This window comes from Rhizobium sp. 01L410, assembly GCF_056400165.1.
Genome location: NZ_JBFTST010000008.1, coordinates 20822 through 36630 on the forward strand (window position 1 = coordinate 20822; position 15809 = coordinate 36630).

13 protein-coding genes are annotated in these 15809 nt (G+C 61.1%); 8 read left to right on the forward strand and 5 right to left on the reverse strand.

The features are described from left to right. Window position 1: 1 nt before the first annotated feature. Both AC1DV9_RS18090 and AC1DV9_RS18095 read left to right on the forward strand, forming a co-directional pair. Window positions 2-454 carry a GNAT family N-acetyltransferase gene (locus AC1DV9_RS18090; RefSeq protein ID WP_477949557.1) on the forward strand — a complete coding sequence of 151 codons (453 nt, stop codon included), beginning with the start codon at window positions 2-4 and terminating at the stop codon, window positions 452-454. Window positions 455-475: 21 nt separating this feature from the next. Next, window positions 476-1282, forward strand: coding sequence for a DUF72 domain-containing protein (locus tag AC1DV9_RS18095; RefSeq protein WP_477949559.1), 807 nt, complete (start codon window positions 476-478; stop codon window positions 1280-1282). Here the strand turns inward: AC1DV9_RS18095 and AC1DV9_RS18100 are convergent, their stop codons facing one another. Next, window positions 1283-2758: an NAD(P)H-hydrate dehydratase gene (locus tag AC1DV9_RS18100; RefSeq protein WP_477949560.1), complete on the reverse strand. Its 1476-nt coding sequence runs from the start codon at window positions 2756-2758 to the stop codon at window positions 1283-1285. A 342-nt stretch (window positions 2759-3100) separates the two neighbouring features. On the opposite strand from AC1DV9_RS18100, the gene AC1DV9_RS18105 reads away from it, so the two are divergent. From AC1DV9_RS18105 to hspQ, 3 genes are all read left to right on the forward strand, one after another. Further along, window positions 3101-3439 carry a P-II family nitrogen regulator gene (locus AC1DV9_RS18105; RefSeq protein WP_003539626.1) on the forward strand — a complete coding sequence of 113 codons (339 nt, stop codon included), beginning with the start codon at window positions 3101-3103 and terminating at the stop codon, window positions 3437-3439. 60 nt (window positions 3440-3499) lie between these two features. After that, window positions 3500-4909 (forward strand): type I glutamate--ammonia ligase, encoded by a 1410-nt coding sequence (glnA, locus tag AC1DV9_RS18110; RefSeq protein WP_112387406.1) that lies wholly within the window; start codon window positions 3500-3502, stop codon window positions 4907-4909. Between the two features lie 150 nt (window positions 4910-5059). Continuing rightward, window positions 5060-5389 carry a heat shock protein HspQ gene (hspQ, locus tag AC1DV9_RS18115; RefSeq protein ID WP_112387407.1) on the forward strand — a complete coding sequence of 110 codons (330 nt, stop codon included), beginning with the start codon at window positions 5060-5062 and terminating at the stop codon, window positions 5387-5389. A gap of 111 nt (window positions 5390-5500) precedes the next feature. Here hspQ and AC1DV9_RS18120 read toward each other — a convergent pair whose 3' ends face one another. Further along, on the reverse strand, window positions 5501-6154 hold the full coding sequence (locus AC1DV9_RS18120; RefSeq protein WP_112387408.1) for an invasion associated locus B family protein: 654 nt from the start codon (window positions 6152-6154) through the stop codon (window positions 5501-5503). 268 nt (window positions 6155-6422) lie between these two features. Between AC1DV9_RS18120 and AC1DV9_RS18125 the strand changes: the two genes are divergently transcribed. Beyond that, complete coding sequence (locus AC1DV9_RS18125) at window positions 6423-8225, forward strand: extracellular solute-binding protein (RefSeq protein ID WP_477949562.1); 1803 nt, start codon at window positions 6423-6425, stop codon at window positions 8223-8225. An 85-nt stretch (window positions 8226-8310) separates the two neighbouring features. Beyond that, window positions 8311-8982 carry a DsbA family oxidoreductase gene (locus tag AC1DV9_RS18130; protein ID WP_477949564.1) on the forward strand — a complete coding sequence of 224 codons (672 nt, stop codon included), beginning with the start codon at window positions 8311-8313 and terminating at the stop codon, window positions 8980-8982. 6 nt (window positions 8983-8988) lie between these two features. Here AC1DV9_RS18130 and mfd read toward each other — a convergent pair whose 3' ends face one another. Both mfd and AC1DV9_RS18140 read right to left on the reverse strand, forming a co-directional pair. Then, window positions 8989-12495: a transcription-repair coupling factor gene (gene mfd, locus AC1DV9_RS18135; RefSeq protein WP_477949566.1), complete on the reverse strand. Its 3507-nt coding sequence runs from the start codon at window positions 12493-12495 to the stop codon at window positions 8989-8991. After that, window positions 12492-12809 (reverse strand): FAD assembly factor SdhE, encoded by a 318-nt coding sequence (locus AC1DV9_RS18140; protein WP_112387412.1) that lies wholly within the window; start codon window positions 12807-12809, stop codon window positions 12492-12494. Before AC1DV9_RS18140 ends, mfd begins: the two co-directional genes overlap by 4 nt. A gap of 92 nt (window positions 12810-12901) precedes the next feature. On the opposite strand from AC1DV9_RS18140, the gene recG reads away from it, so the two are divergent. Continuing rightward, window positions 12902-15007, forward strand: coding sequence for an ATP-dependent DNA helicase RecG (gene recG / locus AC1DV9_RS18145; RefSeq protein ID WP_477949568.1), 2106 nt, complete (start codon window positions 12902-12904; stop codon window positions 15005-15007). Here recG and AC1DV9_RS18150 read toward each other — a convergent pair. Then, window positions 14963-15697: a DUF502 domain-containing protein gene (locus AC1DV9_RS18150; RefSeq protein ID WP_112387414.1), complete on the reverse strand. Its 735-nt coding sequence runs from the start codon at window positions 15695-15697 to the stop codon at window positions 14963-14965. The two genes, recG and AC1DV9_RS18150, sit on opposite strands and share 45 nt — an antisense overlap. Window positions 15698-15809: the final 112 nt, after the last annotated feature.

The following is a 15809-nucleotide window of genomic DNA, read 5'->3' on the forward strand; positions in this document are numbered from 1 at the left end:
GATGCTGAGGCAGGCAGGCGCGAACGATCTGGAGACTGTTCGCCGCCTGACGGCTGCGGCTTACGGCCCCTATGTCGAGGCGTTTGGCGGTGAGCCACTGGCGATGCGCGAAGACTATCAGCCGCGGATCGCCAATGGCGAAGTCTGGCTTCTCGATATGGAGGGTGAGCCGGTTGGGCTTGCGGTACTGGAGCGGCATGCGGATCATGCGATGCTTTTCAGTATCGCCGTTTCGCCTGATCACCACAGCCGCGGTATCGGACGCGCGATCCTCGGCTGGGTGGAAGACAAGACGCGCGAATGGGGATTGCCGGAGCTGCGGCTTTACACCAATGCGCGGATGGAGCGGAACATTGCGATCTATGCAGAGTCCGGCTTTCAGGAAACGGGTCGACGGCCCAATCCTTACCGGCCAGGATGGGTGATCGTCGATATGGCAAAGCAAATCGCCTGAACGGGCAAAGGGAGGAAGAGAATGAGCACATCCGGCACTATCCGCGTCGGCATCGGCGGCTGGACATTCGAGCCCTGGCGCAACCACTTCTTTCCCGGCGACCTGAAGCAGAAAGACGAGCTCAATTATGCCAGCCGCCAGCTGAAGGTGATCGAGGTCAACGGCACCTATTACAGCTCGCAGAAGCCGGAAACCTTCGCCAAATGGGGCGCCGATGTTCCCGATGGCTTCATCTTTTCGCTGAAGGCCAGCCGTTTCGTCACCAACCGCAAGGTTTTGGGCGAGGCCGGCGAATCCATGCAGCGGTTCCTGACGCAGGGGCTGACGGAGCTCGGCGACCGTCTCGGGCCGATCCTCTGGCAGTTCGCGCCGACCAAGAAATTCGAGCCCGACGATTTCGAAGCCTTTCTCAAGCTGTTGCCGGACAAACAGGACGGTTTGCCGCTCCGGCATGTGGTCGAAGTCCGTCACGACAGTTTCAAGGTACCTGACTTCGTGGCGCTGCTGGCCAAATATGGCGTCGCGCCTGTTGTCGCCGAGCATTTCGATTATCCGATGATTGCCGATGTGACGGCCGGATTCGTTTATGCGCGCCTGCAGAAGGGCTCCGACGAGATCAAGACCTGCTATCCGCCGACGGATCTGAAGGCCTGGGCGGTCAGGCTGGAGACCTGGGCGGCGGGCAAGGTGCCGGATGATCTGCCTGTCATCGATGGGGACCGCAAGGTCAAGGTGGAGCCGCGCGATGTATTCGCCTTCATGATCCACGAGGGCAAGGTCAACGCTCCCTTCGGTGCGATCGCGCTGCAGGAAGAAGTCGGCGAATAATCAGAACGGCAGAACGTGGGCGGCAAGATCCTCCGCCGTCAGCCCCTTGCCTGCCCGCTGTCCGGCCATTCCGTGCAGATAGACTCCGGCTGCTGCCGCCTCGAAGGCGGGCAGCCCCTGCGTCAGCAAGGCGCCGATGATGCCGGCCAGCACATCGCCGGAGCCTGCCGTCGCCAGCCAGACCGGCGCATTGGTATTGATCAACGCCCGCCCGTCCGGCGCGGCAATCACCGTGTCCGCTCCCTTGAAGACGATGGCCGCATTGGCACGTTTCGCGGCCATCTGCGCCTTGCCGACCTTGCCGATCTCGGTATTGGCGGCGACATCGGGAAACAGCCGTGCGAATTCACCGTCATGCGGCGTCAGCACCAGACGCGTCTCGCCGCCGGCAAAGAGATCGAACAGCCGCCGCGGCTCCTGGCGAAACGATGTGATGCCATCGGCATCGAGAACCAGATGGCGGTCGCTGAGTGCGGCGGCATAGTCCCTCGCCTGCTCGCCGATGCCGAAACCGGGTCCGAGCACGAAGGTCTGCAGGCGATCGTCTTCCAGCCACGCCTCGAGCGCCGCAATGCCGCCGACTTCACGCAGCATGACGGCAGTTAAATGGGCGCTGTTCTCGGGCAAAGCATCCGGGGGTGCCGCGATCGTCACCAGACCTGCGCCTGCCTTGAGGCCCGATATAGCCGACATCCGGGCCGCCCCCGTTTTGCCCGATGTCCCTGAGAAGACGACGAGGTGGCCGCGTTTGTATTTGTGCGTTTCCATCTTCGACGACGGCATCAGATGCGCCCAGCGCGCCGGTGTGTTCTCGGCGATGCCCAACACCGCCTGCGCCCGGACGATGCGGCCGGGAATACCGATATCGGCGACCTCAAGCGTGCCACAGAGCTCCCTGCCCGGCATCAGCAGATGGCCGGGCTTGCGGGTCATGAAGGTGATGGTGTGCGATGCGGCGAATGCTGTGCCGAGAACCTCTCCGGTGGCGCCATGGATGCCGGATGGCAGATCGACGGCGATGACCGGGAGGCCTGCCTTGCGGATCGCCGTCATGGCATAGGCCGCCTCGGGCGGCACGTCGCGGCTCAGCCCCGCGCCGAACAAGGCATCGATGATGGTATCGCCGGGCCGCGGTTCATAGGACGCCAGCGGTTCGCTGGGCACTGTGCATTCCGACCGGGCGCGCAAGGCGTCGCCTTGGAGCTTATCGGGATCGCCGAGATGAAACACCGAAACACCGGCACCGCTTTCGGCGAGAAACCGCGCCGCGACATAGCCGTCGCCGCCATTATTGCCGGGGCCGCAGAGCACGGCAAAGCGGAGCGCGCCGGGATAAAGCCGCATCGCGGCGGCGGCGACAGCGCCGCCTGCATTGGTCATCAAGCCAAAGCTGTCGATGCCGGTCTCTGCTGCAGCGGCATCGACCGCCGCCATTTCCTTGGGAGTGAGAAGCAATTCGCTCAATCGATCGGTCATGGCGCCATTGAAGTCAAAAAGCGCCTAAAAAACAACCGCTTTCGCTCAATCAATGTTCGCATATATTTTGTGCTTTTGCCTATTTTGTAATCTCCAACCTGCATCGCAACGCAAACCGCAGACTTGCAAAATTTGTCGATTTCGAGCGTATTTTCGATTTTTTGGATAAAAACCGTTATATTTTTCTAAAAAATCGCCCGCAAATGCAGGCAATCGCATCGATTTGGGTGCATTTGCGGGATTTTTTCGGTCTGGCCGGTTGCGAACTGGCATGATACCTGCATCATGTTTGGCGAGCGGCATACGCACGCTTTAACGGGAGAAGCGGAGAGTCATTTTCTCATGAAAAAGATCGAAGCGATCATTAAGCCTTTCAAGCTCGACGAAGTGAAGGAAGCCCTTCAGGAAGTCGGCCTGCAGGGCATTACGGTAACGGAAGCCAAGGGCTTCGGTCGCCAGAAGGGCCACACGGAGCTTTACCGTGGCGCCGAATACGTCGTCGATTTCCTGCCGAAGGTGAAGGTCGAAGTCGTCCTCGCCGACGAGAATGCAGAAGCGGTAATCGACGCCATCCGCAAGGCCGCACAGACCGGCCGCATCGGCGACGGCAAGATTTTCGTTTCGAATGTCGAGGAAGTCATCCGCATTCGTACTGGCGAAACCGGTATCGACGCTATCTAAGCAAGCCTTGCCCCCAAGAGGCAAAGCCAGATCGTCATAGCAAATCAAAGGGAGTGTTTCATGGCGAGTGCAGCCGAAATTCTGAAGCAGATCAAGGAAAACGACGTCAAGTTCGTCGATCTGCGCTTTACCGACCCCAAGGGCAAACTGCAGCACGTCACGATGGACGTCGTCTGCGTGGACGAAGACATGTTCGCCGATGGTGTCATGTTCGACGGTTCCTCGATCGGCGGCTGGAAGGCCATCAACGAGTCCGACATGGTGCTGATGCCGGATACCGACACCGTGCACATGGATCCGTTCTTCGCGCAGTCAACGATGGTGATCATCTGCGACATTCTCGACCCGGTCTCGGGCGAAGCCTATAACCGCGACCCGCGCGGCACCGCCAAGAAGGCCGAAGCCTATCTGAAGGCATCGGGTATCGGCGACACGGTGTTCGTCGGTCCGGAAGCCGAATTCTTCGTCTTCGACGACGTCAAGTACAAGGCAGACCCCTACAATACCGGCTTCAAGCTCGACTCGAACGAACTGCCGTCGAACGACGACACTGAATATGAGACAGGCAACCTTGGCCACCGTCCGCGCGTCAAGGGCGGCTACTTCCCGGTTCCGCCGATCGACAGCGCCCAGGACATGCGTTCCGAGATGCTGACGGTTCTCAGCGAAATGGGCGTCGTCGTTGAAAAGCACCACCATGAAGTGGCGGCCGCTCAGCACGAGCTCGGCATCAAGTTCGACACGCTGGTGCGCAACGCCGACAAGATGCAGATCTACAAGTATGTCGTCCATCAGGTCGCCAATGCCTATGGCAAGACGGCAACCTTCATGCCGAAGCCAATCTTCGGCGACAACGGCTCGGGCATGCACGTGCACCTGTCGATCTGGAAGGGCGGCAAGCCGAGCTTCGCAGGCGACGAATATGCAGGTCTCTCCGAAGCCTGCCTCTATTTCATCGGCGGCATCATCAAGCATGCCAAGGCACTGAACGCCTTCACCAATCCGTCGACGAACTCCTACAAGCGCCTCGTCCCGGGTTATGAAGCACCGGTTCTGCTCGCCTATTCAGCGCGCAACCGTTCCGCCTCGTGCCGCATTCCGTTCGGCAGCAACCCGAAGGCCAAGCGCGTCGAAGTCCGCTTCCCGGATCCGATGGCGAACCCGTACCTCGCCTTCGCAGCGATGCTGATGGCTGGCCTCGACGGCATCAAGAACAAGATCCATCCGGGCAAGGCCATGGACAAGGATCTCTACGATCTGCCGCCGAAGGAACTGAAGAAGATCCCGACCGTCTGCGGTTCGCTGCGCGAAGCGCTCGAGAGCCTCGACAAGGACCGCAAGTTCCTGACGGCCGGCGGCGTGTTCGACGACGACCAGATCGACTCGTTCATCGAGCTGAAGATGGCCGAAGTGATGCGCTTCGAAATGACGCCGCATCCTGTCGAATTCGACATGTACTACTCGGCATAAGCTAATACCGGAAAGCCCTGGCGAAAGCCGGGGCTTTTCAAGATGTCACTGAGGCTGATGGCGACATGACACTCATGTGACGAAATCCTGCACAAATCTTGATTTGAGCAGGCCCAATCACCAAATCTGGTGATGAAAGGAAGTCGTACCATGAAAGAAAGAGTTGCAAAGTTCGGTATCGGTGAAGTGGTCCGGCATAAGGTATTTCCGTTTCGCGGCGTGATTTTCGACGTTGATCCGGAATTTGCGAATACGGAGGAATGGTGGAATTCCATTCCGGCCGAAGTTCGGCCAAGCAAGGACCAGCCGTTCTACCACCTGCTCGCCGAAAACGACGAGAATGAATATGTCGCCTACGTCTCGGAGCAGAACCTGGAAAATGACGAGAGCGGCCTGCCGCTCCGCAACGAGCAGGTCTACCAGATCTTCGACATGGCGCCGACAGGCCAGTTCAAGCCCAAGATGAGCCTGGCCAACTAAGCGCATCGGATCCAAGCCTAACAAACCCCGCTCCGGCGGGGTTTTTCTTTGCCGGCGGCAATAAAAAACCCGGCGCGATGGCCGGGTTTTCTGAAACGGTATGCGAGGCTCTTACTGAGCGGTCTTGGCAGCGTTCTGTGCGTCTTCCAGCTTCTTACGGGCTTCTTCAGCCTTCTTCTGCATGCTGTCCTGCAGGCTCTTCTGGCTTTCGGCAAGCTTCGATTCGGAAACTGCTTCGCCATCGTAAGCGCCGGTGAAGCCTTCGAGCGAGATCTTGATCGGGTTCGGAGCGCGGCGGAAGTTGATCGAGGTGAAGATCACGTCGCTGCCCTTCTTGAGGCTGGCGATCATTGCGTCGGTCAGCGGCAGCTCAGCCGTGCACTTGTCGGGCAGGCAGACGGCGTAATCGAGCTTCTGACCCTTGTTGTTGTCGATCTGCATCATGATGCCGGGCGGGATCAAGCGGGCGGTCGGAACCGAGACCTGAAGAATCTTGCGGTTGACCTTGCCGGAAACGCTGATGAGGCCCACGGCAGTGACGAGCTGGCCGCCATTGGCGAGGATCAGGTTCTGGACGACGCAGATGTCGTTGTCTTCCTGCTTGCTGCAGGTCTTGTACCAGCCGAGACGCGGTGCGCCGGCGGCCTGCTGAGGGGCGCTCGCTGCATCCTGTGCGAAAGAAGCAACCGGTGCCGAAGCGGCGCCGAAAGCAACGGCCAGAACGGACAGAGCTGCCCGCATTTTCTTTTCAGACTTGAACATCATAGCGGATTCCGTCTCCTGATACCCATTCGGGACCGCGATTTGCAGCCCTTTCCAACCGGGTCATTCGGCATTCCACCTCTTAAAACAATAAGGCAAATGCATGACCCCGAAACTCGGGAACACCTGTTACATTGAGGCGCTCCAGATATCCAGTATTTCTTTGGCAATTTCTGGATGCCCGGAAAGATTTGAGGGTGAGAATGTTCGATTTCGCGCGCTCCATGATAGTCTTCTCGCGAATCGAGCCATTGCCGGAAAGGAACGAAAGATGCTCCGGATCGCCCTGCCCGCCATCTTTGCGCTCTTCTGCAGTGCCGCTGTCGCCGAGCCGCTGCACGGCATCGCCATGCATGGGCAGCCGGCGCTGCCGCCGGACTATAAAAGCTTTTCCTACGTCAATCCGGATGTAAAGAAGGGCGGCCATATCACTTATGGCGTGGTCGGCACCTTCGACAATCTCAATCCATTCATCCTGAAGAGCATGCGCACCACGGCGCGCGGCATGTGGGATCCCGATTACGGCAATCTGGTCTACGAATCGCTGCTGCAGCGTTCGCGCGACGAGCCCTTCACGCTCTACGGCCTTCTGGCCGAAACCGTCGAATGGGACGACAACCGGACCTTCATCCAGTTCAACCTCAATCCCAAGGCCAAATGGGCGGACGGGCAGCCCGTCACCGCCGACGACGTGATGTTCACCTTCGAGCTGCTGCGCGACAAGGGACGCGTGCCGTTCTCGACACGCCTTAATCTCGTGTCGAAAATGGAGAAGATCGGCGATCGCAGCGTGCGCTTCACCTTCAACGACAAGGCCGACCGCGAGACGCCGATGGTGTTCGGGCTGATGCCTGTTCTGCCCAAGCACCTGATCGACCCTGAGACCTTCGACCGCACGTCGCTGACGGCGATGGTTGGTTCAGGGCCCTACAAGATCAAGACGGTGAAGCCCGGCGAAAGCATCACCTACGAGCGCGATCCGAACTATTGGGGCAAGGACATCCCCTCCAAGGTCGGGATGGACAATTACGACCGGATCACCGTGCAGTATTTCCTGCAGGACACGACGCTGTTCGAGGCCTTCAAGAAGGGCGATGTCGACGTCTATCCGGACGGAAGTCCCGGTCATTGGGCGACCGCCTATAATTTCCCGGCTGTCAGCTCGGGCGCCGTCATCAAGGATACGTTCGAGCCGCAGCTGCCGAGCGGCATGTTCGGCTTCGTCTTCAATACCCGCCGGCCGATGTTCCAGAACCTCAAGCTGCGCGAAGGCCTGTCGCTGATCTTCGATTTCGAATGGGCGAACAAGAACCTGTTCTCCGGCGCCTACAAACGCACGGAAAGTTTCTGGCAGAATTCCGCGCTCTCGAGCTTCGGTGTTCCGGCCGACGAGCGCGAACTGGCGATGCTCGGGCCGCTCAAGGACAAGATCGATCCTGATATCCTCGATGGCACTTACAAGCTGCCTGTCACCGACGGCTCCGGCCGCGACCGCAAGGTGCTGAAGCAGGCCGTCGACGTGCTGAAGGAAGCCGGATATTCGATCAAGAACGGCAAGATGACCGATGACAAGGGCAAGCCGCTCTCCTTCGAGATCATGACCCAGAATGCCGACCAGGAGAAACTGGCGATCGCCTATCAGCGCTCGTTGCAGACGCTGGGCATCACTGTCTCCATCCGCACTGTCGATGATTCGCAGTATCAGAGCCGGACCAACAGCTTTGACTACGACGTCATCGTCAAATCCTACGTCTCGTCGCTGTCTCCGGGCAACGAGCAGCTTTCCTACTGGGCGTCGGCTAGCCGCGACCGCGAAGGCAGCTCCAATTTTGCCGGTGTCGCCGATCCCGATGTCGATACCGCGATCAAGCATCTGCTGGCGGCGCGCTCCGACGAGGATTTCACCGCCGCCGTCCGCTCGCACGATCGTCTGCTGCTATCCGGCCATTATGTGCTGCCGCTCTACCATATCGATCAGCAGTGGATCGCCCGCAGCAAGCGCATCGGCCATCCGGACAAGGTGCCGCTCTACGGCTATCAACTGCCGGCCTGGTGGGACCAAAGCGCCCAATAGGCGGTTCCTTTTTCCTGCCTGGTTGAAGTCGGCGGCCTGAACGCATAGATGGCGTGAAGCACCCGAGCCAGAAAAGGAAAGCACCATGGAACGCATCACCATCGACGTCATCTCGGATGTCGTCTGCCCCTGGTGCTATCTCGGCAAGGCGCGGCTGGAGCTGGCGATTGCCGAAGTGCAGGACGAAGTCGGAGTCGACATCAACTGGCGTCCCTACCGGCTGAACCCCGATTATCCGGCCGAAGGCGTCGACCAGAAGAAGAGCCTGGAAGAGAAGCTCGGCGGCGCCGAACGCGTGGCGCAGGCGCACAAGATGCTCACCGATTTCGGCAAGGAAGTCGGCATCAACTTCAATTTCGAAGCCATCAAGATCGGCCCGAACACGCTCGATGCGCATCGCCTGATCCATTGGGCGATGATCGAGGACCGCGACAAGGCCGACAAGGTGGTCAACGGCCTGTTCAAGGCGAATTTCGAGGAAGGCCGCAATGTCGGCGATCATGCCGTTCTGCTCAATATCGCCGAAAAGGCCCGTCTCGACCGCGCGGTGACTGCCTCGCTGCTAGCCTCCGATGCCGACAAGGATCTTGTCGTCGGCGAGATCGAGGCGGCGCAAAAGATGGGCGTCAACGGCGTTCCGTTCTTCATCTTCGACCAGCAATATGCCGTCAGCGGCGCGCAGACGCCCGACGTGATCGCCGGAGCGCTGCGCGATATCGCCAAGGCAAAGGCCGAAGCCCGCGCCGGGATGAACTGATCCCGGCTATCCCTTCGCCAGTTCCGCCAGTTGCGTCATGATCACGGCTGCGCCTTGCAGCCGTTTTTCCGGCGTCGGGAGATCGCGGGTCAGGAACAGGCTGTGGTCCGGGCGGATCTTGGCCATCGAGCCCTGCTTGGCGATGTAGCCGACCAGGTGTGCGGGGTTCGGGAATTCCTTGTTGCGGAACTGGACAACGATGCCCTTCGGGCCGGCATCCAGCTTTTCGACATTGGCGATACGGCAGAGCGATTTCACATAGACGATCTTGAGAAGATGCTGGACCTCGATCGGCATCGGGCCGAAGCGGTCGATCATCTCGGCGCCGAAGCCGTCGATTTCCTTGAGTTCGGTGATTTCACCGAGACGGCGGTACAGCGCCATGCGCAGATGTAGATCGGGAACGTAGTTGTCCGGGATCATCACAGGCGTGCCGACGGAAATCTGCGGCGACCAGCCGGTATCGGCGATCTCGTCGACGCCCTTCACTTCAGCAACCGCTTCTTCCAACATCTGCTGGTAGAGCTCGAAACCGACCTCCTTGATATGGCCGGACTGTTCCTCGCCGAGCAGGTTGCCGGCGCCGCGGATATCGAGATCGTGGCTGGCGAGCTGGAAGCCAGCACCCAGCGTATCCAGCGACTGCAGCACCTTCAGGCGGCGCTCGGCGGTCGCCGTCAGCACCTTGTTGACAGGCAGCGTGAACAGCGCGAAGGCGCGCACCTTCGAGCGTCCGACGCGGCCGCGCAGCTGGTAAAGCTGGGCGAGACCGAACATGTCGGCGCGATGGACGATCAGCGTGTTGGCAGTCGGCACGTCGAGGCCAGATTCGACGATGGTGGTCGACAGCAGCACGTCGTAGCGGCCTTCATAGAAGGCGTTCATGATATCTTCGAGTTCGCCCGCCGGCATCTGGCCATGGGCGACGGCGACCTTCAGCTCCGGCACGTCGGATTGCAGGAAAGCGTGAACGTCTTCCAGATCGGCCAGGCGCGGGCAGACATAGAAGCTCTGGCCGCCGCGATAGTGTTCGCGCATCAGCGTTTCGCGGATCACCAAGCTGTCGAAGGGCGAGATGAAGGTGCGCACAGCCATGCGGTCGACCGGCGGCGTGGTGATCAGCGACAACTCGCGCACCCCTGTCATCGCCAGCTGCAGCGTGCGCGGGATCGGCGTTGCCGAAAGCGTCAGCACGTGGACGTCGCTCTTCAGCTCCTTCAGCCGTTCCTTGTGCTTGACGCCGAAATGCTGCTCTTCGTCGATGATCAGCAGGCCGAGATTGGCGAAGTTGATCCCGGCGCCGAGCAGCGCATGGGTGCCGACGACGATATCGGTCTTGCCGTCGGCGACTTCCTTCTTGGTCAGCGCCAGATCCTTGGAGCCAACAAGGCGCGATGCCTGCTGGACGCGGATCGGCAGGCCGCGGAAGCGCTCGGAAAAGGTCTTGAAATGCTGGCGCGACAGCAGCGTCGTCGGCACGACGACCGCAACCTGGACGCCATTCATCGCCGCGACGAAGGCCGCGCGCAGCGCCACTTCGGTCTTGCCGAAGCCGACGTCGCCGCAAACGAGGCGATCCATGGGCCGGCCTGCGGCGAGATCACCGCGCACGGCCTCGATCGCCGTGTCCTGATCTTCCGTCTCATCATAGGGGAAGCGGGCGGCGAACTCGTCGTAAAGGCCCTCCGGCGTCGTCAGCACCGGCGCATGGCGCGTCAGGCGTTCGGCGGCGATGCGGATCAGCGCATCGGCCATATCGAGCAGGCGCTTCTTGAGCTTGGCCTTGCGCATTTGCCATGCGCCGCCGCCGAGCTTGTCGAGGCTGGCTTCGGTCCCTTCGCCGCCGTAGCGCGACAGAAGATCAATGTTTTCGACCGGCAGGAAGAGCTTGGCCTCATCGGCATATTGCAGCTCGAGGCAGGCATGCGGCGCGCCGGCGGCCTGGATGGTCCTGAGGCCGATGAAACGGCCGATACCGTGTTCTGCGTGGACGACGATCGAGCCTTCGTCGAGGCCCGCCACTTCCGAGATGAAATCGGCGGCACGCTTGCGGCGCTTCGAGCGGCGCACCATGCGGTCGCCGAGAATATCCTGTTCGCCGATGACGATCAGATCACCGGTCTCGAAACCGGCTTCCAGGCTGAAGACGGCCGCTGCCGCCTCACCCTTTGCAAGGCTGCCGATATCCTTCAGCGCCTCGATCGGCTTGACGCGCTCCAGGCCGTGCTCGTTCAGCACCTGGAGGAGCCGCTCCAGCGAGCCTTCCGTCCAGGCGGTGATCAGCACCTTGGCGCCGCCGGCGCGCTTGTCGGCGATATGCTTGACGACGACGTCGAAGACGTTGACGCGCTCGGCATTGCCGGCGCCTTCCGCGTTGGAACGCGCCCAGCGCTCGCCTTGGCGGGCATCGATGTTCACGACGCGGCGCGCTTCGCCCTCATGCTCGTTGAAGGGCGACATGCGGATGGTGTTGAAGGCATCCAGAGTTGCCGCGAAAGTCTTGCTGTCGAGATAGAGCTGGCCGGGGGTAACAGGCTTGTAGGGTGTCCCCTGCGACATCTGGCCCTTGGCTGGCTGGCCGGAACTGAGGCGGGCATCGTAATAGTCGAGAACCAGCTTGGAACGCTCTTCGGCCGCTTCCCGAACCGTGTGGTCGGTCACGAGCTGGAAACCCTTCAGGTAGTCGAAGACGGTATCGAGCTTCTCATAGAAGAGCGGCAGCCAGTGTTCCATGCCCGGATAGCGGCGGCCTTCGGAGACGGCCAGATAGAGCGCATCGTCGCGGGTCGCGGCACCAAAGGACGAGAGATAATTCTTGCGGAAGCGGCTGATCGTATCCGGGGTGAGCGTCACCTCACTCATCGGATTGAGATCGAGCGAGCGCACCTGCCCGGTGGTGCGCTGGCTGGCCGGATCGAAGCTGCGGATGCTTTCCAGCGTATCGCCGAAGAAATCGAGGCGAACCGGCTCTTCCGAGCCTGGCACGAAGACATCGAGAATGCCGCCGCGCACGGCATATTCGCCGACTTCGCGCACGGTCGCGACACGATCGAAGCCGTTGCGCTCCAGGCGGCCGGCAATATCGTCCATGCGGACCTGATTGCCGGGACGGGCCGAAAACGCCAGGCTTTCAATCACATCCTGCGGCGCGACCTTCTGCAGCATCGCATTGACGGTGACGAGAACGATCGCCGCATGCGGTTTCTTCTGATGCGCGATCAGCCCGCTCAGCGCGGCCAGACGGCGGGCCGAGGTATCGGCGCTTGGCGAGACGCGGTCATACGGCAGACAGTCCCAGGCAGGCAGCGTGAGTACCGGTATATCAGGCGCAACGAAACTCAGCATCTGTTCCAGATCGGCCATCCGATGGCCGTCCGAAAGAACATAGGCGACCGGGCGGCCGGCGCGCGCCAGTTCGGCGAGCAGCATCGGCTCCATGCCCGCAGGCACGTTGCCGATCGTCAGCGGCTCGGCGGCGGGTGCGAGCTTCTTTGCATCAAATCCTGAAATCATTCCGGTTTCCTGGAGGCGGTATCGGCGGGATATTCGAAGTCCGGCTTGAAGGCGGCAATGCGCTGGAACATCGGTGTCTGGAAACGCTCCGGTACCGGCCAGGTTCCCATCACCCAGCGCACCAGATCGTTGTCTTCCTCGCCCATGATGGTCTCGAGTTCATCGAGTTCGGCGTCCGAGAGTGTGGCGATCTCGGCTTCGGCAAACTGGCCAAAGACCAGATCCATTTCGCGCAGCCCCCGGTGCCAGCAACGGAACAAGATCCGGCGGCGGCGCGGATCAAGCCCGGCGCTCGAGAGTGTCACACCTGTCATGGCAGTACCTTCCTGTTGATGCGCCTCTATAGCCCCTCGAAAGCGCGTTGTCAGCCTTGCCAAGGCCCTATTGTTCATCGCATTTTGCCGCCATGCGTCCCACCATTCTCGATCCGCTGTTTTCTCCTGTTTCGGCTCTTGCAGGCGTTGGTCCGAAGATCGCGGAACTGCTGGTCAAGCTGCTCGGCCGCGAGACGCCCGAGGATACGCGGATCGTCGATCTGCTGTTTCATGCGCCGTCTTCAATCGTCGACCGGCGCAATCAGCCTGGCATCGCGCGGGCGCCGCAGGGCGCGATCGTGACGATCACCGGACGGGTCGACCGGCATCAGGCGCCACCGCGCGGCAAGAGCAATATTCCCTACCGGGTGTTCCTGCATGACGAGACCGGCGAGCTTGGTCTTGTGTTCTTCCGCGGGCAGGCCAACTGGCTGGAGAAGCAGCTGCCGCTCGACGAAGAGGTGACCGTCAGCGGCAAGGTCGACTGGTTCAATGGCCGGGCGACGATGGTGCATCCCGATTACATCGTGAAGGCGAGCGAGGCCGAGAACCTGCCGCTGGTCGAGCCTGTTTATCCGCTGACTGCGGGACTATCGCCGAAGACCCTGCGCAAGATCATCGAAGCCGGCTTGCCGCGGATGCCCGAACTTCCGGAGTGGATCGATCTGGCTTTGACGCAGAAGCAGGCCCTGCCGACCATTCGCGACAGCTTCCACATGCTGCACGAACCGCAGGATGCGGCCGATATCGATCCGCAGGCGCCGGCGCGCCGGCGCCTTGCCTATGACGAATTTCTGGCCGGCCAGCTGTCGCTGAGCCTCGTCCGGCAGCGGTTGCGCAAAGTCTCCGGTCAGCCCGTAAGTGCTACTGGAGAAATCAGCGGCAAGATATTGCAGTCGCTGCCATTTTCTCCAACCGGAAGTCAGACGCAGGCGATCGCCGAAGTGCTTAAGGACATGGCGAGCGAAGACCGCATGCTGCGCCTTTTGCAGGGCGACGTCGGCTCCGGCAAAACGCTCGTGGCGCTACTGGCGATGGCGGCGGTCATTGAGAGCGGCGGCCAGGCGGTGCTGATGGCGCCGACGGAAATCCTGGCGCGGCAGCATCATGCGACGATCTCGAAATTCGGCGCGGCTGCCGGTCTTCGCATCGAGGTGCTGACCGGCCGCACCAAGGGGCGCGAGCGCGAGGACATTCTTGAGCGCATTGCCTCCGGCGAGGCTCAGATCATCATCGGCACGCATGCGCTCTTCCAGGACAGCGTCGGCTACAAGAACCTGATGCTGGCCGTTGTCGACGAGCAGCATCGCTTCGGTGTTCACCAGCGCCTGCGGCTGACCGCAAAGGGCATCTCGCCGCATATGCTGGTGATGACCGCGACCCCCATCCCGCGCACGCTGGTGCTCGCCGCCTTCGGCGACATGGATGTCTCGAAGCTCACCGAGAAGCCGGCGGGGCGCAAGCCGATCCAGACGATCACCATTCCGAACGAACGCACCGGCGATATCGTCCAGCGGCTGAAGAGCGCGTTGGCCGAGGGCAAGAAGGCCTACTGGATCTGCCCGCTGGTGGAGGAATCCGAAGAGCTGGATCTGATGTCCGCCGAAGAGCGGCATTCGACACTGACCTCGGCGCTCGGCCCCGGTATCGGGCTTATCCACGGGCGCATGAGCGGACCGGAAAAGGATGCCGTGATGATGGCGTTCAAGAACGGCGAGATTCGGTTGCTGGTGGCGACAACTGTGGTCGAAGTCGGCGTCGATGTGCCTGACGCGACGATCATGGTGATCGAGCATGCCGAGCGCTTCGGGCTTGCGCAGCTGCACCAGCTGCGCGGCCGTGTCGGGCGCGGCGACGAGGCGTCTACCTGCATTCTGCTCTACAAGGGACCGCTCGGGGAAACAGGACACGCACGCTTGACGATCATGCGGGAAACCGAAGATGGCTTCCGGATCGCCGAGGAGGATCTGAAGCTGCGCGGCGAAGGCGAATTGCTCGGCACACGGCAATCTGGAACGCCGGGCTTTCGCATCGCCAGCCTGGAGGCGCATGCCGATCTGCTGGAGATTGCCCGGAAGGACGCGGCCTATCTGATCGAGCGGGATCCGGAACTGACCACCGAGCGCGGACAGGCGGTCCGCACCCTGCTCTATCTATTCCGGCGCGATGAGGCGATCCGCTTTCTTCACGCGGGCTGAGAGCTTCGGCTTGACGTTCGGCTGCGGCTCGGCACCCGGGATAACCGGCAGATGTTCGGGCGTGACCAGGCCGCCTGATATCAGAAGCTTGGCGCCGTCCTCAGCGCTCATATCCAGCACGACGATCTTTTCTCGCGGCACGAAGATCAGGAAGCCGGCGGTCGGCACCGGCGTTGGCGGCAGGAAGACGCTGACCATGTCCTTGCCCATCGCATTGAACTTCGAGGCAATCTCGCCCTTGGCATCGGTGGCGATGAACACCAGCGACCAGAGTCCGGCGCTCGGATACTCGATCAGTCCGACCTTCTTGAAGGAGTTGCTGCGCTCCTTGAGCACGGTCTCGAAGATCTGCTTCACGCTCTTATAGATGCTACGCACCAGCGGCACGCGGCGCACCAGCGATTCGCTGAACTGCACGATCGTCTGGCCGATCAGGTTCTTGCCGAGAAAACCGATGATGGTGATGAAGATCATCGCGATCAGCAGGCCGGAACCAGGGACCGCGAAATTCAGATAGCTGTCCGGATCATAACGGGCCGGAATATAGGGTTTCACCCAGCTGTCGGCCCAGCGCACGACAGACCATGTCAGCCACAGGGTAATGGCGATCGGCGCGCAGATGATGAGGCCCGCGAGGAAGTTGTTTCTGATGCGCGTTGCAATCGGCAAACGGGGGATCTTGTTCGTCATCGCTGGCGATGAACTCCCTTGAGTCTATCGGCTTTCGTGATCAGGCGCTCCCCCGTACCTTTGAAACGAAGCTGCCAGAATTCGGTTCCCCGGACAAGCCTCGTCCGGGGAT

Bases quoted from the DNA above. Each gene is read 5' to 3' on its own strand.
- AC1DV9_RS18090 (WP_477949557.1), top strand. From the start codon at position 2: ATGCTGAGGCAGGCAGGCGCGAACGATCTGGAGACTGTTCGCCGCCTG.
- AC1DV9_RS18095 (WP_477949559.1), top strand. From the start codon at position 476: ATGAGCACATCCGGCACTATCCGCGTCGGCATCGGCGGCTGGACATTC.
- AC1DV9_RS18100 (WP_477949560.1), bottom strand. From the start codon at position 2,758: ATGACCGATCGATTGAGCGAATTGCTTCTCACTCCCAAGGAAATGGCG.
- AC1DV9_RS18105 (WP_003539626.1), top strand. From the start codon at position 3,101: ATGAAAAAGATCGAAGCGATCATTAAGCCTTTCAAGCTCGACGAAGTG.
- glnA (WP_112387406.1), top strand. From the start codon at position 3,500: ATGGCGAGTGCAGCCGAAATTCTGAAGCAGATCAAGGAAAACGACGTC.
- hspQ (WP_112387407.1), top strand. From the start codon at position 5,060: ATGAAAGAAAGAGTTGCAAAGTTCGGTATCGGTGAAGTGGTCCGGCAT.
- AC1DV9_RS18120 (WP_112387408.1), bottom strand. From the start codon at position 6,154: ATGATGTTCAAGTCTGAAAAGAAAATGCGGGCAGCTCTGTCCGTTCTG.
- AC1DV9_RS18125 (WP_477949562.1), top strand. From the start codon at position 6,423: ATGCTCCGGATCGCCCTGCCCGCCATCTTTGCGCTCTTCTGCAGTGCC.
- AC1DV9_RS18130 (WP_477949564.1), top strand. From the start codon at position 8,311: ATGGAACGCATCACCATCGACGTCATCTCGGATGTCGTCTGCCCCTGG.
- mfd (WP_477949566.1), bottom strand. From the start codon at position 12,495: ATGATTTCAGGATTTGATGCAAAGAAGCTCGCACCCGCCGCCGAGCCG.
- AC1DV9_RS18140 (WP_112387412.1), bottom strand. From the start codon at position 12,809: ATGACAGGTGTGACACTCTCGAGCGCCGGGCTTGATCCGCGCCGCCGC.
- recG (WP_477949568.1), top strand. From the start codon at position 12,902: ATGCGTCCCACCATTCTCGATCCGCTGTTTTCTCCTGTTTCGGCTCTT.
- AC1DV9_RS18150 (WP_112387414.1), bottom strand. From the start codon at position 15,697: ATGACGAACAAGATCCCCCGTTTGCCGATTGCAACGCGCATCAGAAAC.